The organism is Phenylobacterium sp. (assembly GCF_036563285.1).
Classification (GTDB): domain Bacteria; phylum Pseudomonadota; class Alphaproteobacteria; order Caulobacterales; family Caulobacteraceae; genus Phenylobacterium.
The window spans coordinates 1,049,816-1,066,691 of record NZ_DATCMR010000011.1 but is presented as its reverse complement, the minus strand read 5'-3'; the positions used below and the strand labels follow the sequence as shown (position 1 = coordinate 1,066,691).

Genomic DNA, 16,876 nt, shown 5'->3' with positions numbered 1-16,876 from the left:
AGGAGAGACACCTCATGCCTGCCCAGCGCGAGCTGATCGACACCGGGACCGACAAGCGCTACGTGCGCCGCGACGAGAAGGGCCGCTTCAAGGAGAGCGTCGACGTCGGCAAGTCGCTGGCCGCCGACCGCCGCCAGAAGGCCAAGACCAAGGCCAAGAAGGGCCAGGGCGACCGCGGCGACCACTAGGGCGCCGGCCTAGCCTGCCGGGGCGGCCTCGATCTCGTCGATGGCCTCGGCGACGCGGCCGCCCTCGTCGCCGAACACCGCGTTCCACGCGAGCTGTGCAATGTCCGCGCTCGCGTTTCGGGGATGGGGTGAGCCGTGCCCAAGAGCCTGACGATGCGGCTGGAAACTGGAACATTTCCCGAACATAATTCGCGGCCATGCCCCAGATCGACCGCATCGGCCGCCTCGTCCGGCCCCTCGTGATCACCTGCGCCACCTGTGGACACCGGGTGGTCTGGAGCGTGCAGCAGGCCCGCGAACGCCTGGGCGGCGACTGCATGGTCACCGACGCGCGCCGCCGCCTGAAGTGCTCGGCCTGCGACGGCGAGGGCCGCATCCCCGGCTTCGTCGACTTCTCGTAAACCGCGAGCCGCTGCAACCGCAGGCGGGTGGCGCGCGCCCGCCCGCCGCCGCACCGTGGCGGGCCATGTGCAACCTCTACACCCTCGATCCCGCGCTGAAGGAGCTGGCGGAGGACTTCCACCGCTTCCTCTCCCTGGAGCTGGTGCTCGCCGCCGGCCCCGACACCCTGTCCAACCAGCCGTGGGCCAAGGTGGTCTACCCCAAGTACCAGGGCCTCTTCGCCCGTCCCGTCGACCCGAACGACCCCGCGGCCGGCCTCGAGCCCGTCGTCGGCCGTTGGGGCGTCGTGCCCTTCTTCCACAAGGGCCCGGCCAAGGCCTGGAAGTTCCCCACCAACAACTGCCGCTCCGAGGAGATGGCCACCAAGTCCAGCTTCCGCGACTGCGTGAAGGCGCGCCGCTGCATCATCCCCGCCACCGCCATCTGCGAGTGGACGGGCCCGCAGGGCGCCAAGACCAAGCACCTGATCACCCGCGCCGACGGCGCCCCGCACTTCCTCGCCGGCCTCTGGGCCTCCCACCGCTGGGAGGGCGAGGAGACCCTCAGCTACACCATGGTCATGCAGGAGACCCGCGAAGGCGACGACATGCGCGCCTTCCACAACCGCCAGCCGGTGTTCCTGGACGCCGCGGGCGCGGCGACCTGGCTGGACTGCACGGCGGACTATTCCGGGCTGCTGCAGGGGCCGCCCCGGGGCGCACTGGTTGCGGACCCGCCGACGCCGGTAGGGGTTGCGGAGCCGGCCTAGGCGCGCTCTGCGGCGGCCAGGCGGGCCGCCAGCTCGCTACCGTCCGACGCTGTCCTCGCGGTAATCGTCCGCTGGCCTCTGCGTCGCCGCCCAGCTGCGTTCTTCTTCGTGTTCGCCGGTATGGGCGAGCTCGGGATGGCGGCCGATCAGGGCGATACGGTCGTTGGCCAGCTTCTCCCAGTGCTCGGCCATCTGGAGCATCAGCGTGCGCTGCTCCTCCGAGGCCATGGTGGCCGCGAGGTCGCGGCACTCCCGGGCGTGCTGCCGATATTCCGACGCCTTCTTCACGCGGCCTCCGCCTCGATGGGCACCAGCATGTTGACCGCGCCGATCAGCTCCCGGTCGCGCCCGAAGATCGGCGTCGGCAGCGGGGTGAAGCCCACGCGCGTTCCGTCCGGCCGCTCCGCCAGGGCCGACACGCCGCGGACCGGCCGCTTGAGCTTGATGGCCATGGCCATTGGGCATTCCTCGTGGGGCAGGAACTCGCCGCTGCGGCTGTATAGCTTCCAGGTGACGCACCACCGGTCCACGCCAGGTTCCGGCTCCCGGCCGGCGAAGGTGGCGCACGCGGCGTTCGCATAGATCACGAGGCCATCGCTATCGGTGACATACGTCGCGGCTTCGAGCGCATCGAGCAGGGCGCGAAGGCCATAGTCCTTGCCGCTGAGCAGGGCGGCCGCGGATGCCAGCGTATCGTCGGTGAGAACTGGATCAGCGGTCATCAGGCACCCGGTTACGGAACAAATCGCCACGGCGAAGGTTCCATACGATTTTTCTCATTTCATGGTTGAAGCCCCGCCTGCCGCGGGCCTCGCTAGCGCCGCGCGCCGTTCCTGGGCTCGGCGTCCCGGCCGCGCTCCTCCTCCTGCTCGCCCTCGTGAGCGAGCTCCGGATGGCGGGCGATCAGCCCGACGCGGTCCTGCGCGAGCTTTTCCCAATGGGCGGCCATCTCCAGCAGCTGATCGCGCTGGGCGGCGGATTCCATCGTCGCCGCCAGGTCGCGGCACTCCTGCGCGTGCTGCCGGTATTCAGACGCCTTCTTCATGCGGCGGGTAAACGTCAGTGACGACTACCCGACGCAAGCCTTTCCCGTCCGAAGGGCCGTGTTTCGCGGTGTTTTCCGCGAGATCCGGCCCAAACGAGCCAGAGAACGCGTTATTCGAAGAACGCTGATTCCGGTTCTGGTGAAGGCACGGGCGGACCTGGACGACACAGGCCGGCGAGGCGGTCGATCAGTCCTGCAGCACCCGGCAACGAGGAGAGCCCCGGCGCTGGGCCAGGGCTCCCCGAGGCTATTCGTCGGCGGAGGCCGCTAGCGCCTCACGCCGTCGGTCGTGCGCACGTCGTCGCGCTTGCGCCGCAGGCCGAGCAGGCCGGCCAGGCCCAGCAGGCCAAGCCAGCCCAGGTCGAAGCCGTCGTCGTCTTCAGTCTCGACCGCAGGCGTGGTCGTGGTCGTGGCGGTCGTGTCCTGGGCCATCGCCGGGGCCGCAGCCATCGCGAGGAAACTCGCCGCGACCGCGGCGCTCACCATCTTGCGCATCTTCTCTCCCATCGTTCTGCGCAGCGAGATCGCTGCCGTGGGCGCTGAACAGCAGGGGAGCGGGGATTGTTGCTCACTTAACATTTAATGCAGGCGCGGCGGTGATCCGCTCGGGGCCCCTCTGCGTGGCTGAACTGCACCGCGGACCATTCGGGACTGCTGAGGTACCGGCGGCGGGGACTCTGGTGGCGGACCCGCCGGCGCCAGCAGAGCTGGCGCCGGCTTGACCATCCGTCTCCCCCAGCGAGACGGAGTGGTCGACGTCGTGCTGGTCCGCGGACCCTAGACCTGGGCCAGGCGCTCTGCTCGCGAGGAACGGAAGCAGCAAACGGGACCGAGCCAAAGCTCTACCCGCTCGTATCGCCTCTCCAGCGTCCTACCGAGTTCAGACGCCGCCGAGTCGTCGACGAGGTCATGAAGTGACGATTGGATGATCGCGCCGTCGCGTCCGAAGCCGTAGAACGAGTAGGTTTTCATGCCGGGCCGCCCCCAAGCAGCCGCGGGCTTTATAACACACGTTAAGTTCCGGCCCCGCACACTTCTTGTGTGATGGCCGCAGACGACTTTGTCCCTGCTCAGGACGACTCACCGAAGAGCTTCAATGCGACGGCCCATTAAGCGGCATACCTATGGACCCTGGTGGCCGATCCGCCGACGCCCTTCGCGGTGGCTGGGCTGAGCTCCGGTACGGGGAGGAGGTCGCACCTCGACAAGGGCTACATAGCCCATCGGCCGAGCGCGAACCGCATCGCCAGCATCGACAGCCCGACCGCCAGCAGCGGCCCAAAACCTGCAAGGTGTGCTCCACGCCGAGCGGGCCGAGCGCGATCCAGAGCCACAGCCCGCGGGAGCCCGCCACCCCGGCCCCGAGGATGACGAGGATCCCGGCCACCATGACCGCATAGATCGCTGTGTGCAGGGCTCGGACGCCGCTGAGCCGCGGGTCATCCGTCATCCGCCGCTACCTTCGGGAGGTCCATCTTGTGGCCCGGGGCCAACTCGGCCAGGGCCCGCCTTGGATCTCATGGCAGCCATTCTGCCTGCCGGTCTCGGCAACTCAAGGACCGGCCGCAGGCCGGCCGCGCCGCGGCGGCGCGCTCTGCGCGCCGTCCTTGACTTGCCGAGGCCGGCAGGCTCGCATCCACCGTGAGATCAATGGTTGGGAGACATCCGGTGATGCTACGGGTCACGTACTCGCCGGATGGAGATGGTACCGGAGAGCTCCGCGCGTTCGTCGACGCTCAAGGGGTCGCTGGCTCCGGAGCGGCCTATTTCGACGAGACTTCGCTGGCAGCCTTCTGCGAACGCCTCGGAGACTATCCACTTCAACCTGATGACCTCCCAAGCCTTGCCGGAGGCTATTGGGACCCGACGGGTGAAAGGCTCGAGGCTACCCATCTGTCCATCGCAGTGTTCCCCCACGATGGTCTCGGGACCCTCAGGCTGGAAGCGACCATGGCCGATTCCGCATCCCCCCACCCGCTGGAGGCGAAGACCTGGTTTCTTGTCGGCTACAATCAACTCTCAAACTTCCAGCGCCAGTTGCGTGGCCTGCTCGCAGGAGCGGTGGCGGAGGCCGTGCTGGTCCCCGGACCCGACTGAAGGCTACCGCTCCCGTCCTTGACTTGCCGGGGCCGGCAGGCTCGCATCCACCCGAGAGATCAGTGGATAGGAAGCAGCTGACGATGCTGCGCCGGGTGTGAGGCAATCACGCGCCAACGACCGGTCCACCCTGGACCCCCACCGCTGGGACGGGGGACGCGCCGTCTTGGCGTTCATCGCTGCCCCCGTCATCCCCGCGCTGGGCGTGGCCGCGTTCGCGGCTGGAAGGGACGGCCTGGAGGCCATCCTCGCCGTCTTCCTGGCTGCACTGTTCTACCATGGGTACGGACCGACCCTCCTGCTCGGCCTGCCGCTCTACTTCCAACTCCGAGAGATCAAGGCGGCCACGCGGCCGCTGCCGGTTATGATCGCCGGCGCGATGATCGCGGGGCTTCCGTTGCTCGTCTGGACCTCCTTGCTGAGCGGGCTGGCCGAGGAACGGCCGAGCGGCCTCGCCTTCATTGCCCTCGTCTGCCTTCTCGGCGCCTTCAGCGGCGGGATCTTCTGGCTTATCGCGTTCTGGACCCCGCAGAGGGCGCCGCGCCCACCGAGCCCGCCCGAGCCCTGACCCGCCCTTGGATCTCATGGCAGCCATTCTGCCTACCGGTATCGCCAACTCAAGGACCGCCGCAGGCCGGCCGGGCCCGCCTGAAGCCGCTAGGGGTCCAACGACAAGCGTCCGACGAGTTCGCGGTTCAGTGCGGCAAGCTGGCCCACCGATTCCGACTCTGCCGCCCAACACTCCGCCCAAGGTTCCCAGTTGCCGACTGGCGTGACCGGCTCGTCGATCCGCAGTTGGAAGTCCCGTCCATCATAAACAATGCGCAGCTCTCGATGGCCGGCCGCCACCGTGAGGTACCAACTCCCGAAGGCTCGGTGATTGTACTCAGCTTCGCGCAGGGCGAGCCCAAGGTCCGCCGCCAACGTGCGGACAGTCTCGAAATCCGGCGCCGGCGCCCGCTTGTCACCTCGGCTCACGGCCGACACCCCGCCTTGGATCTCATGGCAGCCAGTCTGCCTGCCGGTCTCGGCAACTCAAGGACCGGGCGCAGGCCGGCCGCGCCGCGGCGGGTCCTTCGGACGCGTCCTTGACTTGCCGAGGCCGGCAGGCTCGCATCCACCGGGAGATCAATGGCTAGGAAGCATCTGACGATGCTCCGCATCCAAGCTGCCGCACTCGCCGCCATCCTGGCTTTCCTTCCCACTGGCGCCCGGGCAGAAGCCCACGCTGAAGAATCCCTCCACGCCTTCCTGCTTGAGAGGGTGGGCTCGCGTGAAGGGTGCCTCCCCGGAGAGCCCACCCAGTACCAGACGGCTTGGTTCGACCTGAACGGCGACAACCTACCCGATGCGCTGGCGTACGTTCGCGGCGCAGGCTGGTGCGGCACCGGTGGCTGCCACTTGTTGGTCCTGGAGCGGACCGCGTCCGGCTTCCGAGAGCGGCGTAACCTGCTGAGCCGTCCTCCCATCGGCATCGCCGGGAGCAAGACGAACGGGTGGCGCGACATCACCGTCTTGGTAAGAGGCGGAGGTAACTTGCGCCCCTATGTGGCGGTCGTTCCCTTCGACGGCCGCGGATATGGCAACCCTTCCACCCCGCCGGCTCGGCCCTTCCCGCGACGCGCACACACGGACGTCCTGCTCGCCATCAGCCGCTATGACGAGGGTCGGTTGCTCTTCCCCACCGGGCAGCCTGCTTGTCGGCGCCGTCCTTGACTTGCGGAGGCCGGCAGGCTCGCATCGCAACCGATCGTGGTCGCGGAACTCAACGCAACGTCCGCGATCACCCACTGGGGCGAGAGACAATGGCGGACTATACATCCACCGGCGCTACGGGCTTGCGGCGGCTTCTCACCCTTCTGGGGATCGTCAGCGTTCTGTCGCTTGTTCCTGCCGCTTGGCTCACTGTAGAGCACTGGAACCTGCAAAGCAAAGACGTGCCGCCCGTTCGGCTCGAACTACTGAAAGCCTCGCTTCAGCTCTTCGGAGTCGCCGTTCTCGGCGGTGGAGTGGCCTTCGTTTTCCGGTGGTTCGAGGCCGAACGGCAGGCACGCATCAAGGCACGGGAGGACGCTCAGGCGAAGACCGCGAAGGAAGCGGCGCGGCAGGAAGAGCTCCGCCGACGCAACCTCGATGTTCTCCGCACGACAGCGCTAGAGGTCCTATCAATTTACAACGCGGTGAAGCTCGCCCGCAGGATGATGCGCTTCCACGGGCAACAGCTGGGACGGCGAACTCCGACCGATCCCTTTCGAGTTCGGGAGGATCAATACCAGGAGATCTTCATCACTCTCGAACGAGCCCAGCTCGACCTGGAGCGGATCAAGAAACAGGTGGGGATCAACCGGAACACGCTCGGTCTGGCTGACTCGCCTGAAATGGTGGAGAAGAGCCTTAAGTCGGCCGAGTCCTACATCCGCGATGTTCTCAAGGAGTTTGAGCAGGCGGAGCATCCCGTCATGGACGGTCGCCGGGTGATCTCCATGGAGTGCAAGGCCGCCGACTTCTTCGCTCCGAGCGACGACCGCAAGCGCCACAAGCTTGGCGGACTCGCCGAGAAGCAGTTCTTCAAGCCAATGCAAGCGCTCCACGACCACGCCATCAAGGCCTTGACCGATGTCGCGGAGGCGAGCCCCCTGAAATGATCAGGCGACGGGCCAGCGGAATGGACACTCCGCCTTAGATCTCATGGCACCATTCTGCGTGCCGGCCTCGGCAACTCAAGGACCGGCCGCAGGCCGGCCGCGCCGCGGCGGCCCCTACGGGGCCGTCCTTGACTTGCCGAGGCCGGCAGGCTCGCATCCACCGTGAGATCAATGGCTAGGAAGCATCTGACGATGCTCCTCGGAGGGACGCATGCGCCACGTGGTCCCGCTCATTTTGGCGATGCTGTGCGCCTGCAGCTCTCAGCAGGATCGGGTGCGGACGGAGGCGGAGGCCCGGACCCTCGCAACTGAGGTGCTACGTGCACGGGGAGACTTCGGGCCGCTGGATATTCGCCGCGAGGACGAAGTCTGGGTTGCGCGCGCGACTCAGAAAAATCCAAACCCGGGCGAGCCGTGGGTCGTCTCAATCGATGCGGCGAGCGGCGAGACCCACGTCGACCGGATGAGGGTGATCAACCCGGCGTACCAAGGGATCCCGTAACCCCCTACTCCGCCGGCATCCCCTCCGCCTCGGCGCTCGCCCGCTTCGCCTGCATCCGGTCGAAGCTCGCCCAGACGCCCTCGCTCCCGTGCCACTGGCCGCGGGTCGCCGCCTTGGAGTACTCCGTGCTGCGCGCTTCGAAGAAGTTCGCGTGCTCGACCCCGCTGAGCATCGACTGCAGCCACGGCAGCGGGTTCTCCTTCACGCCGTACACCTCCGGCAGGTGGAGCTGGCGCAGGCGCCAGTCGGCGATGAAGCGGATGTACTTCTTGATGTCGTCCGGGGTCATGCCGGTGACCTCGCCGGCCTCGAAGGCCAGGTCGATGAACTTGTCCTCCAGCCCGACCACCGTCTTGCAGCAGTCGACGATGTCGTCGGCCACGGCCTTGGTCACGCACTGGGTCTCGGCGTTGAAGGCGTGGAACAGCTTGATGATGCCTTCGCAGTGCAGGCTCTCGTCGCGCACGGACCACGACACGATCTGCCCCATGCCCTTCATCTTGTTGTGGCGCGGGAAGTTCATCAGCATCGCGAAGCTGGCAAACAGCTGCAGGCCTTCGGTGAAGCCGCCGAACATGGCCAGCGTGCGGGCGATGTCGGCCTCGGTGTCGACGCCGAACTGCTGCATGTAGTCGTGCTTGTCGCGCAGGGCCTTGTAGTCGAGGAAGGCCGTGAACTCGCTGTCGGGCATGCCGATCGTCTCGAGCAGCAGGGCGTAGGCGGCGATATGGATCGTCTCCATGTTGGAGAACGACGCCAGCATCATCTTCACCTCGGTGGGTTTGAAGACGCGGCTGTAGCGCTCCATGTAGTTGTCGTTCACCTCGACGTCGGACTGGGTGAAGAATCGGAAGATCTGGGTGAGCAGGTTGCGCTCGCGGTCGGTGAGGTTCACCGCCCAGTCCTTGAGGTCCTCGCCCAGCGGGATCTCCTCAGGCATCCAGTGGACCTGCTGCTGCTTCTTCCAGAAGTCGTAGGCCCAAGGATAGCGGAACGGCTTGTAGGCGTAGGACGGCGTGAGCAGGCCCGGCAGGGTCTTGTTGTTGGCGCTGGCCACGGTGTCTCTCCCCATTCCCGATGCCCGAACGATACCGCGAATTTGGCCCACATCTAGCGCCAAGTTGGCGCACCGACCCAAGATGTTGTGAACAAGCTGGGGATAGCCGGCCTGCGGCGCTCGTCGTCCGGGGCGCGCCTGTTGCCACGACGGCGGCGACAGGGTTGTGCTTCGATCCCCCGGGATCAAGGGAGAAACACATGCCCGACCAGTACATCCTCTACGGCGCCAAGGGCTGGGGCTCGGTGATCGTGGAAGCCGCGCTCAACCTGATGGGCGAGCCGTTCGAGCGGGTCGACCTGCCCTACGGCAAGTGGCCGAAGGACGACCCGGAGTTCGCGCGGATCAACCCGCTGGGCCAGGTGCCGGCGCTGATCCTGCCCGGCGGCGAGCTGATGACCGAGAGCGCGGCCATCCTCCTGTACCTGACCGAACAGCATCCGCAGGCCGGGCTCGCGCCGCCGCCCGGCGATCCGCGCCGCGCCCAGTTCCTGCGCTGGATGAGCTACATCCCGGCGCAGATCTATTCGATGTACTGGGTGCGCGACATTCCCTCGCGGCTGGCCGGCGACGAGGAGGCCGCCCAGGAGCTGCTCAAGGCGCGCACGGTGGAGCGCATCGCCGACTGCTGGGCGATGATGGAGGCCCAGGTGAGCCCCGGCCGCTACCTCCTGGGCGAGGCGCTCACAGTGCTCGACCTCTACGTCACCGTCATCTCCCGCTGGAGCCCGAGGCGCCGGCGCTTCTACGAGATCGCCCCGAAGATGAGCGAGGTGGTGAAGCGGGTCGACGCCGACCCGCGCCTGGCGGCCTTCTGGGCCGAGCGCATGCCGTTCGAGGAGGGCTGGGAGGGCTAGCCGCCGCCTCAGCCGTCGGCCGGCGTCACCGAGCCCACCGGCGGGGCGATGGAGCGGACATCGACGACGCGGTGCGCGGGGTCGAGCCCCTTCTTGGCGCTGGCGAGCTGGTCACGGAAGGCCGCCCGCACCTTCTTCTTGAAGGCCAGGCCCCAGACCAGGCCAACCGCCCAGCCCCAGCCGCCGGCGAACCGCTTCGTCAGGTTCTTGCGCAGCGCGTCGGCGCGCTTCCCGAACGCCTCGGTGAGCCGGTCGATGTCGTCCGGCGTCAGCGCCTCCCACGGCCATTTTGGCAAGGGCGTATCGATGGCGGCCGTGCCGCGGAGCGGCACGATGGGGTATTCGTCGCGCGCCTCTTCGTCGTCCGTCCAGCCCGTCTGGCCTTTGAAAAGGTCGTGCCGCTTCGGCAGGGTGAAGTGGAGCTCCAGGAACCTCTGGGCGTTGCGGCGGCCGAGCAGGAAGTCGTGCTCGCGGAAGGCCTGGTGGGCGAAGCCCAGCACCGCCTTCATTGGCGAGGTCATCAGGCTCAGGGCCGGGCCCCACATGACGGTGGAGTCGTGTGCGCTCTCCCGAGATGGCGAGATCATGTAGCGGCTGTAGATCCCCTCGTCCTTGATGAGCGCCAGGTCGAAGGTGCTCAGCCGCGCCTGGTCCACGGGGCCGAAGAACAGCGAGGCCAGGGTCTTGGTGAGCTCGGCGTTCGTCGTGACGTTGTCCGCGTCCGATACGTCCGTGGGCGTGCGGGCGGTGTCATTGACGAGCGGGTCGATGAGGATCACGGCGCGGCAGGCGTCGAGCGCCGCGCGAGGGTTCTGGCCGCGCGCCCCCGCGAGCCTGCGCCGGGCGAGGTCGAAGGGGGCGTCGTCGAAGAGCCCGCCGTCGGTGGCGGTGAACACGAAGTCGGTGGGGGCCGGGTCGTCCCAGAGCGGCAGGTCGACGAGCGCGCCTCGCCCGTCGAACCAGCAGCTGTTGCGCCAGTCGTAGGCGGCCGCCGCCTGCTTCAGCTTCTTGGTCTGGAAGACCAGCGGGATCGCGGCGCTGGCCACGGCCGCCTGGCTGAAAAGCGACCAGGCGTCGCCCTGCGGGAACCCCTGCGGATCGACATGGTGGGCGTCGGGCGCGTCGCCGAGGCCGGTGGGGATCGCGCCGGCGGCGGCGCTCTGCACGGCGAAGGCGATGTGGTCGCGGTGCATGAGGAGCCGCTGGTTCACGCCCGGCTGGTGCTGCGTGTTGCGGAAGTCCAGCGCGAACGGCACCCCGCGCAGGTCGCCCACGACGAGGCGCAGGTCGATCGGGTGGGCGAGCCACTTGCGGCCCTGGGCGGGCTGCGCGTTGCGGATCAGCTCGAAGACGGTCGTCCGCACGTCGGAGGGCGCGTCGTAGAACAGCGAGGGCTCGCCGGTCTCGGCCTGCTTCGGGTTCGACAGCAGCTTGTCTAGGGTGATCTCCTTCACCCAGGCGCGCCAGAGCGGGTTGGCGTCCTTGTCCTGCTGGCCGGTCTTGCCCAGGCCCTCCTTCCAGACACGGTCGTCGTAGACATGGGGGAATTGCTTCACCCCCATCATGGAGGCGAGGCTGACGCTCAGGCCGCCGGCCGAGGTGCCGACCAGGGTGGTGATGCGGACGTCGTGCTTCGGCGCCTCGCCGCGGGCCTGGGCTGCGGTCCACTCCTCGAAGGCTTCCCAGATGAAGTCCAGGACGCCGGCGATGTAGGCGCCGGTCGAGGTGCCGCCGGTCGCTGCGATCGCGATCTCGAACCGGGTGAGGTCCGGCCGCCGCTCGGCCGGAAAGTGGTCCTTCAGCGGCTGCAGATTGTTTGGATCGTACCGCTCGACCATGACCGCCCCTCCGTCCCCGGAGGGAACGCTAGGTGCAAAAGGTCAAGCTGACAATCGGGGGTTTAGTGGCCCAGGCGCGGCTTGATGGACAAGGTGAACGCCGCGACGGTGTCCTCCTTGGTCTCCTGGCCAAACACCATGTGCTGGCCCTTCACCTCGCGGTGAATGACGCCGAACGAGGTCTGCAGCGGGCCCTTGCGGTAGCCCACGCCCACGTGGGCGTCGCCCACCACGGCGGCCGCCGGGTCGGTGGTCCAGCCGGCGCGGTCCCAGCCGCCTTCGCCCTTCAGCATGTTCAGGCCCACGGCGCGGGCGCCGGCGGCGGCGAACAGGTACCAGCGGCCCTGGTCGCCGAACATCGAGCCGTCCTTCACGCCCAGGCTCTTCAGCCCCTTGGCGGCGCGGTCGTCCTTCGACTGCAGCCGGATCTCGGCGCCGGCTTCCGCCGAGCCGCCGCGGTTGCCGACGCCGACGCCGGCGTGGGGCGACAGGCCGATGTCGAAGCGGCCGGTGTCGAAGCTGAGCGCGCGGGGCCAGTTGCGGATCACCGAGAGCTCGTAGTCACGCCCGGCGAACTCGGGCCGCTCGAGGTTGATGGGCAGGCCGCCCGGGGGGGCCGTGAAGCCGTCCGTGGACAGGCGCACGGAGTCGACCGGGCCGCCGGCGCGCTCCGAGACGGTGACCTGCGAGGAGGTGCGGTCGCGGTCCATCAGCCTCGCGAGGTCGGCGTCGGGACGGACGGCGGAGGCGGCGAAGGCCGCGTCGGCCAGCGACCGGGCCGCCAGCGACTCAGCCGCCGCAGCGCCGGAGGCGCCTGCGCACAAGGCGATCGTGGCCAGCCCAGCCAAGACCCGCATCCTGCATCTCTCCCAGCCCGCGTCGTAGAGCGCGCGGTTCGAGCTCTACAATTTCACGAACAGCGAAAGTCGCAAAGTGCAAATAGGTTCCGCTTGGTTAGCGGACAGCGGTGGTCGTGAATATTCACGCTTAAGGCCAAGGTCTCCACCTAGGTGAACTGCCCGTCCCGGCCGTTAAGCTTCAGCCCGCGGAATATTACTGGCAGGCGAGGCATTCCTCGTAGTCGGTCTTCGCCGCCCCCGACATGTCCACCGCCGCCAGCGCCTCGCCCCCGGCATGCGCCGCCCGCTGCACCGACTTGGACCGCAGGTAGTACAAGCTCTTGCACCCCCGCTCCCACGCCTGCCAGTGCAGCATATGCAGGTCCCATTTATCCACGTCCCCAGGCAGGAAGACGTTGACGGACTGGGACTGGCAAATATCCGGAGTCCGATCAGCAGCAAGCTCGATGACCCAGCGCTGGTCGATCTCGAAGGCCGTCTTGTAGACGTCCTTCTCGTCCTGGCTGAGGAAGTCGAGGTGCTGCACCGAGCCTTCGTTCTGCAGGATCGAGTCCCAGACGCCGGGCGTGTTCTGGCCCTTCTCGTCCAGGAGGCGCTCCAGGTAGGGGTTCTTCACGGCGAAGGAGCCCGAGAGCGTCTTGTGGGTGTAGATGTTGGCCGGGATCGGCTCGATGCCGGCGCTGGTGCCGCCGCAGATGATCGAGATCGAGGCGGTGGGCGCGATGGCCAGCTTGTGGCTGAACCGCTCCATCACGCCGCGGTCGGCGGCGTCCGGGCAGGGCCCCCGCTCGGCGGCCAGCGTGCGGGAGGCGGCGTCGCACTGACGGCGCAGGGTCTTGAAGAGCCGCATGTTCCAGCTCTTCGCCAGCGCGCTCTCGAAGGGGACGTTCTGCTGCTGCAGGAAGGAGTGGAAGCCCATCAGGCCGAGGCCCACCGAGCGCTCGCGCTGCGCGGCATAGACGGCGTTGGCCATCTCCGGCGGGGCGCGCTGGATGAAGTCCTCCAGCACGTTGTCGAGGAAGCGCATGACGTCCTCGACGAAGGTCGGGTGGTCGCGCCACTCCAGGAACTTCTCGGCGTTGACGCTCGACAGGCAGCACACCGCGGTGCGCTCGGCGCCCAGGTGGTCCTTGCCGGTATGCAGCATGATCTCGGAGCACAGGTTCGACTGGCGGACCTGGAGGCCGAGCTCGCGCTGATGCTGCGGCATCGAGCGGTTCACCGTGTCGGAGAAGATCAGGTAGGGCTCGCCGGTCTGCAGGCGGATCTCGAGGATCTTCTGCCAGAGCGAGCGGGCGTCGACCTCGCGGATGACCTCGCCGGTCTTCGGGCTGCGCAGGCCGAACATCGCCCCGTCGCGCACGGCTTCCATGAACTCGTCGGTGATCGACAGGCCGTGGTGCAGGTTGAGCGACTTGCGGTTGAAGTCGCCGGAGGGCTTCCGGATCTCCAGGAACTCCTCGATCTCCGGGTGGTGGATGTCGAGGTAGACGGCGGCCGAGCCGCGGCGGAGCGAGCCTTGGCTGATGGCCAGGGTGAGCGAGTCCATCACCCGGATGAAGGGGATGATGCCGCTGGTCTGGCCGGCCCCCTTCACCTTCTCGCCGATGGAGCGCACGCCGCCCCAGTAGGTGCCGATGCCGCCGCCGTTGGAGGCGAGCGCCACGTTCTCGTTCCAGACGCCGACGATGCCTTCGAGGTTGTCGGGCACGGCGTTGAGGAAGCAGGAGATCGGCAGGCCGCGCTGGGCGCCGCCGTTGGACAGCACGGGAGTGGCCGGCATGAACCAGAGGCGGGAGATGTAGTCGTAGATCCGCTGGGCGTGCTCGGCGTCGTCGGCGAAGGCCGTGGCGACGCGGGCGAACATGTCCTGATAGCTCTCGCCGGGCAGGAGGTAGCGGTCCTCCAGCGTGGTCTTTCCGAAATCGGTCAGCAGGGCGTCGCGCGAGCGGTCGACCTCGACCTTGCGCACCAGCTGGAGCTGCGGCCGTTCAGGCCGCGCGTGGACCGCCTTGGCTTCTTCGGCGATCCCAACCTTTGCCGCTTCGCTCATAGCTCCCTGACCCTGACTGAGGGACTTCGGCTCACCCGGCCTCCGCCCCGCTCCCCCTACATGTTGTGGCTGTCACCAGCCGACAACCCACATATGGGGACACAGCCCCTAAGGAGTCGTCAATGAGGCGGAGGGATCGGCGCCCAGGTTTTTCGTTACCGAGACCTTAACGCGCACCCGCCCCACTCGGAGAGGAACCTTGTCGGGAGTCGCCGGAACGACCCAGCTCACGAGCATGTGAGAATCCGCGCGGAGGTGAAATTCAGCCGCCCAACGGCCAGACCAGGGCGATCAGCGGCGTTCCGGCAACCAGCACGAGAGCGCTCAGCGGCGCGCCCAATCTCGGGTAGTCCGCGAATCTGTAGCCGCCTGGCGCCATCACCAGGGTGTTGCACTGGTGGCCGATGGGCGTGAGGAAGTCGCAGGCCGCCCCCAGCGCTACGGCCATCAGGAACGGGTCGGGATTGAGTCCCAGGAGCCTGGCCAGCGCCGCGCCGATGGGCGCCACGATCAGGACGGTGGCGGCGTTGTTCAGGAACGGCGTCGCGGCCATGGCCACCACCATGACGGCGCCCAGGGCGAAGATCGGAGGCTGTCCTCTGAAGAGGCTGGCGAGCGCTCCGGCGAGCAGGTCGGCGCCGCCGGTGGCCCGGATGGCGTCCGACACCGGGATCAGGGCGGCGATCAGCACCAGCACCGGCCCGTCCAGGGCGGAATAGACCTCGCGCATCCGAATCGAGCCCACCAGGACCATGGTCACCGCGGCCGCGAAGAAGGCGATGGCGACGGGGGACACCTGGAAGGCTACGGCGACCATGGCGGCGAGCAGGATCAGGGCTGGCGCCAGCCGGTGACGGATGCCGCCAAGCCGCACCTCCCGCTCGGCGAGCGGCAGCAGGCCCAGGGTCTTCAGGGCGCCGGGAAGGGTGCGCTCGCCGCCCTGCAGGACGACGATGTCCCCGGCGCGCAGCCGCACGGTGCGCAGCTCGCGGGTCATGCGGTAGCCCGCCCGGCTGACGGCGAGCAGGTTCACCCCGTGCTGGCCGTAGAGGTCCTCCTGGGCGGCGGTGCGGCCCACCAGCAGGGAGTCGCCGCCGACCACCGCCTCGACGACCCGCACCTCCTCGGTGGGCTCCTCCATGGCGACCGGCCGATCCGAGCGGGTGAGCTTCAGCTTGGTACGCTGGAGGAAGCGGTCGAGGTCCTGGTGCTCGCCCTCGAGCAGCAGGGTGTCGCCGGCCGACACTCCGGTGTTGGGATGCGGCGCCTGGCGGCGGCGGCGGCCGCGGACCAGCGCCATGATGCGGACCTCGCCGCCGGCCATGGCCTGCAGCTCGCGCACCGTGCTCTTGCCCAGCGGCCAATCGTCGGGGACGGCGACCTCGGTGAAGTAGGCCCCGGTGTCCAGGGCGGCGTCGAGCGTCTCCTGCGGCGGCCGCGAGGCAGGGAGCAGGCGGTAGGCGAAGGAGAGGAAGACCAGGCCCAACGCCGTGATCCCGAGGCCAACCGGCGCGTAGTCGTACATGCCGAACGGCCGGCCCAGGATCTGCTCGCGCACCTCGGAGACCAGGATATTGGGCGAGGTGCCGACGAGGGTCACCGTTCCGCCGATCAGCGACCCGAACGCCATGGGCATCAGCAGGCAGGAGGGCGCCGTCCCGGTGCGCTTCGCCACGGACAGCGCGATGGGCATCATGATGGCCAGGGCGCCGACGTTCTTGGTGACCATGGAAAGCAGGGTCACCGCGCCGACGAAGAGGGGCACCTGGGTGCGCGCGCTCTTCAGGTGCGGGATGAGCGGCCGCAGCACGGATTCGACGATGCCGGAGCGGGCGAAGGCGGCGCTGACCACCAAGGCGCAGGCGATGATGACGGTGACGTCGTTGGAGAAGCCGGAGAAGGCCTCCTTGGCCGGCACCACGCCGACCAGGACGCCCAGCAGGAGCGCGCCCAGCGCTATGACGTCGTAGCGCCAGCGGCCCCAGATGAAGCAGGCGATAGTGATCCCGATCAGCCCGAAGGCCAGGGCCTGCTGAAGCGTCATGGCATCCCTTCGCGCCGGCCCCAACGCCGGACTCCCGCTCGGTAAACGCGAGACCGGGGGGAAGGGTGCGGCGGCCTAGGCGGCCTGGCTGCGCGCCCGGTCGAGGAAGGCGCGGGCGCCTTCAACCGTCACGAACACCTTGTGCTGCCGGTCGCCGAACATCTGGTCCATCACCTGGGTCCAGAGCGGGTAGTTGGGATCGGTGGTGACGAAGCAGCCGTACTTCGGCCCCTTGGCCCGCTTGTGGCGGTGGTAGGCGTCGACGACGATCTGGATGTCGGCCGGCGTGGCGCCGGTGTCGCTCTCGCGCACGTCCATGATGATGTCGTAGGAGGCGGTGCGGGGATCCTTGTCGAACATGGCGGCGACGGCGCGGCTCAGGACAGTCCCGGAGAACCCCGGCCCGGCAGTGAATTCGGCGACCCGCCGCTTGTGATCGATACTGAACGCCATCCCCTGCCGCTTAGCTAGTTTCTGAAAAGAAACGGTAAATCTGGCGGCGACTGCACGTGCCGGAGCCTTGTTTTCGCCACCGGGGGA

19 protein-coding genes are annotated in these 16,876 nt (G+C 68.1%); 8 read left to right on the top strand and 11 right to left on the bottom strand.

Going from position 1 to position 16,876, the window contains the following annotated elements:
- Nucleotides 1-14 precede the first annotated feature (14 nt).
- From VIL76_RS16045 to VIL76_RS16035, 3 genes are all read left to right on the top strand, one after another.
- Nucleotides 15-188, top strand: a complete 174-nt coding sequence (locus VIL76_RS16045) for a hypothetical protein (protein WP_332046039.1) — start codon at nt 15-17, stop codon at nt 186-188.
- A gap of 197 nt (nt 189-385) precedes the next feature.
- Nucleotides 386-589, top strand: coding sequence for a hypothetical protein (locus VIL76_RS16040; RefSeq protein WP_332046038.1), 204 nt, complete (start codon nt 386-388; stop codon nt 587-589).
- A gap of 65 nt (nt 590-654) precedes the next feature.
- On the top strand, nt 655-1,338 hold the full coding sequence (locus VIL76_RS16035) for an SOS response-associated peptidase (RefSeq protein ID WP_332046037.1): 684 nt from the start codon (nt 655-657) through the stop codon (nt 1,336-1,338).
- Nucleotides 1,339-1,374: 36 nt separating this feature from the next.
- On the opposite strand, the gene VIL76_RS16030 is transcribed toward VIL76_RS16035, so the two are convergent.
- From VIL76_RS16030 to VIL76_RS16015, 4 genes are all read right to left on the bottom strand, one after another.
- Nucleotides 1,375-1,626 carry a hypothetical protein gene (locus tag VIL76_RS16030; RefSeq protein WP_332046036.1) on the bottom strand — a complete coding sequence of 84 codons (252 nt, stop codon included), beginning with the start codon at nt 1,624-1,626 and terminating at the stop codon, nt 1,375-1,377.
- Complete coding sequence (locus VIL76_RS16025; protein ID WP_332046035.1) at nt 1,623-2,060, bottom strand: PAS domain-containing protein; 438 nt, start codon at nt 2,058-2,060, stop codon at nt 1,623-1,625. Before VIL76_RS16025 ends, VIL76_RS16030 begins: the two co-directional genes overlap by 4 nt.
- Nucleotides 2,061-2,152: 92 nt before the next feature.
- On the bottom strand, nt 2,153-2,383 hold the full coding sequence (locus VIL76_RS16020) for a hypothetical protein (RefSeq protein ID WP_332046034.1): 231 nt from the start codon (nt 2,381-2,383) through the stop codon (nt 2,153-2,155).
- Nucleotides 2,384-2,650: 267 nt separating this feature from the next.
- On the bottom strand, nt 2,651-2,878 hold the full coding sequence (locus VIL76_RS16015; RefSeq protein WP_332046033.1) for a WGxxGxxG family protein: 228 nt from the start codon (nt 2,876-2,878) through the stop codon (nt 2,651-2,653).
- Between the two features lie 1,176 nt (nt 2,879-4,054).
- Between VIL76_RS16015 and VIL76_RS16010 the strand changes: the two genes are divergently transcribed.
- Complete coding sequence (locus tag VIL76_RS16010; RefSeq protein WP_332046032.1) at nt 4,055-4,480, top strand: hypothetical protein; 426 nt, start codon at nt 4,055-4,057, stop codon at nt 4,478-4,480.
- Between the two features lie 166 nt (nt 4,481-4,646).
- The gene (locus VIL76_RS16005; RefSeq protein ID WP_332046031.1) at nt 4,647-5,048 is read left to right on the top strand and encodes a hypothetical protein; all 402 of its coding nucleotides are present in this window, start codon (nt 4,647-4,649) and stop codon (nt 5,046-5,048) included.
- An 89-nt stretch (nt 5,049-5,137) separates the two neighbouring features.
- Here VIL76_RS16005 and VIL76_RS16000 read toward each other — a convergent pair whose 3' ends face one another.
- Nucleotides 5,138-5,458, bottom strand: coding sequence for a hypothetical protein (locus tag VIL76_RS16000; protein WP_332046030.1), 321 nt, complete (start codon nt 5,456-5,458; stop codon nt 5,138-5,140).
- An 827-nt stretch (nt 5,459-6,285) separates the two neighbouring features.
- Between VIL76_RS16000 and VIL76_RS15995 the strand changes: the two genes are divergently transcribed.
- Together VIL76_RS15995 and VIL76_RS15990 are read left to right on the top strand one after the other, a co-directional pair.
- A complete protein-coding gene (locus tag VIL76_RS15995; RefSeq protein ID WP_332046029.1) occupies nt 6,286-7,125 on the top strand; it encodes a hypothetical protein in 840 nt (279 codons plus the stop codon).
- 211 nt (nt 7,126-7,336) lie between these two features.
- Nucleotides 7,337-7,627 (top strand): hypothetical protein, encoded by a 291-nt coding sequence (locus VIL76_RS15990; RefSeq protein ID WP_332046028.1) that lies wholly within the window; start codon nt 7,337-7,339, stop codon nt 7,625-7,627.
- A gap of 4 nt (nt 7,628-7,631) precedes the next feature.
- Here the strand turns inward: VIL76_RS15990 and VIL76_RS15985 are convergent, their stop codons facing one another.
- Entirely contained in the window at nt 7,632-8,684 is a 1,053-nt protein-coding gene (locus VIL76_RS15985; RefSeq protein ID WP_332046027.1) for a ribonucleotide-diphosphate reductase subunit beta, read from the bottom strand.
- A gap of 200 nt (nt 8,685-8,884) precedes the next feature.
- Between VIL76_RS15985 and VIL76_RS15980 the strand changes: the two genes are divergently transcribed.
- Nucleotides 8,885-9,541, top strand: coding sequence for a glutathione S-transferase family protein (locus VIL76_RS15980; protein ID WP_332046026.1), 657 nt, complete (start codon nt 8,885-8,887; stop codon nt 9,539-9,541).
- A gap of 8 nt (nt 9,542-9,549) precedes the next feature.
- On the opposite strand, the gene VIL76_RS15975 is transcribed toward VIL76_RS15980, so the two are convergent.
- The 5 genes from VIL76_RS15975 to VIL76_RS15955 form a co-directional block, all read right to left on the bottom strand.
- Nucleotides 9,550-11,379 carry a hypothetical protein gene (locus tag VIL76_RS15975; RefSeq protein WP_332046025.1) on the bottom strand — a complete coding sequence of 610 codons (1,830 nt, stop codon included), beginning with the start codon at nt 11,377-11,379 and terminating at the stop codon, nt 9,550-9,552.
- Nucleotides 11,380-11,441: 62 nt separating this feature from the next.
- Entirely contained in the window at nt 11,442-12,236 is a 795-nt protein-coding gene (locus VIL76_RS15970) for a DUF2219 domain-containing protein (protein WP_332046024.1), read from the bottom strand.
- Nucleotides 12,237-12,432: 196 nt separating this feature from the next.
- Nucleotides 12,433-14,292: a ribonucleoside-diphosphate reductase subunit alpha gene (locus tag VIL76_RS15965; protein WP_332046023.1), complete on the bottom strand. Its 1,860-nt coding sequence runs from the start codon at nt 14,290-14,292 to the stop codon at nt 12,433-12,435.
- Nucleotides 14,293-14,554: 262 nt separating this feature from the next.
- Nucleotides 14,555-16,336, bottom strand: a complete 1,782-nt coding sequence (locus tag VIL76_RS15960; protein ID WP_332046022.1) for an SLC13 family permease — start codon at nt 16,334-16,336, stop codon at nt 14,555-14,557.
- Between the two features lie 75 nt (nt 16,337-16,411).
- Entirely contained in the window at nt 16,412-16,789 is a 378-nt protein-coding gene (locus tag VIL76_RS15955; RefSeq protein ID WP_332046021.1) for a hypothetical protein, read from the bottom strand.
- Nucleotides 16,790-16,876 lie beyond the last annotated feature (87 nt).

Coding starts and splice junctions, on each gene's coding strand:
- VIL76_RS16045 (WP_332046039.1), top strand. CDS start 15: ATGCCTGCCCAGCGCGAGCTGATCGACACCGGGACCGACAAGCGCTAC.
- VIL76_RS16040 (WP_332046038.1), top strand. CDS start 386: ATGCCCCAGATCGACCGCATCGGCCGCCTCGTCCGGCCCCTCGTGATC.
- VIL76_RS16035 (WP_332046037.1), top strand. CDS start 655: ATGTGCAACCTCTACACCCTCGATCCCGCGCTGAAGGAGCTGGCGGAG.
- VIL76_RS16025 (WP_332046035.1), bottom strand. CDS start 2,060: ATGACCGCTGATCCAGTTCTCACCGACGATACGCTGGCATCCGCGGCC.
- VIL76_RS16020 (WP_332046034.1), bottom strand. CDS start 2,383: ATGAAGAAGGCGTCTGAATACCGGCAGCACGCGCAGGAGTGCCGCGAC.
- VIL76_RS16015 (WP_332046033.1), bottom strand. CDS start 2,878: ATGCGCAAGATGGTGAGCGCCGCGGTCGCGGCGAGTTTCCTCGCGATG.
- VIL76_RS16010 (WP_332046032.1), top strand. CDS start 4,055: ATGCTACGGGTCACGTACTCGCCGGATGGAGATGGTACCGGAGAGCTC.
- VIL76_RS15995 (WP_332046029.1), top strand. CDS start 6,286: ATGGCGGACTATACATCCACCGGCGCTACGGGCTTGCGGCGGCTTCTC.
- VIL76_RS15990 (WP_332046028.1), top strand. CDS start 7,337: ATGCGCCACGTGGTCCCGCTCATTTTGGCGATGCTGTGCGCCTGCAGC.
- VIL76_RS15980 (WP_332046026.1), top strand. CDS start 8,885: ATGCCCGACCAGTACATCCTCTACGGCGCCAAGGGCTGGGGCTCGGTG.
- VIL76_RS15975 (WP_332046025.1), bottom strand. CDS start 11,379: ATGGTCGAGCGGTACGATCCAAACAATCTGCAGCCGCTGAAGGACCAC.
- VIL76_RS15970 (WP_332046024.1), bottom strand. CDS start 12,236: ATGCGGGTCTTGGCTGGGCTGGCCACGATCGCCTTGTGCGCAGGCGCC.
- VIL76_RS15965 (WP_332046023.1), bottom strand. CDS start 14,292: ATGAGCGAAGCGGCAAAGGTTGGGATCGCCGAAGAAGCCAAGGCGGTC.
- VIL76_RS15960 (WP_332046022.1), bottom strand. CDS start 16,336: ATGACGCTTCAGCAGGCCCTGGCCTTCGGGCTGATCGGGATCACTATC.
- VIL76_RS15955 (WP_332046021.1), bottom strand. CDS start 16,789: ATGGCGTTCAGTATCGATCACAAGCGGCGGGTCGCCGAATTCACTGCC.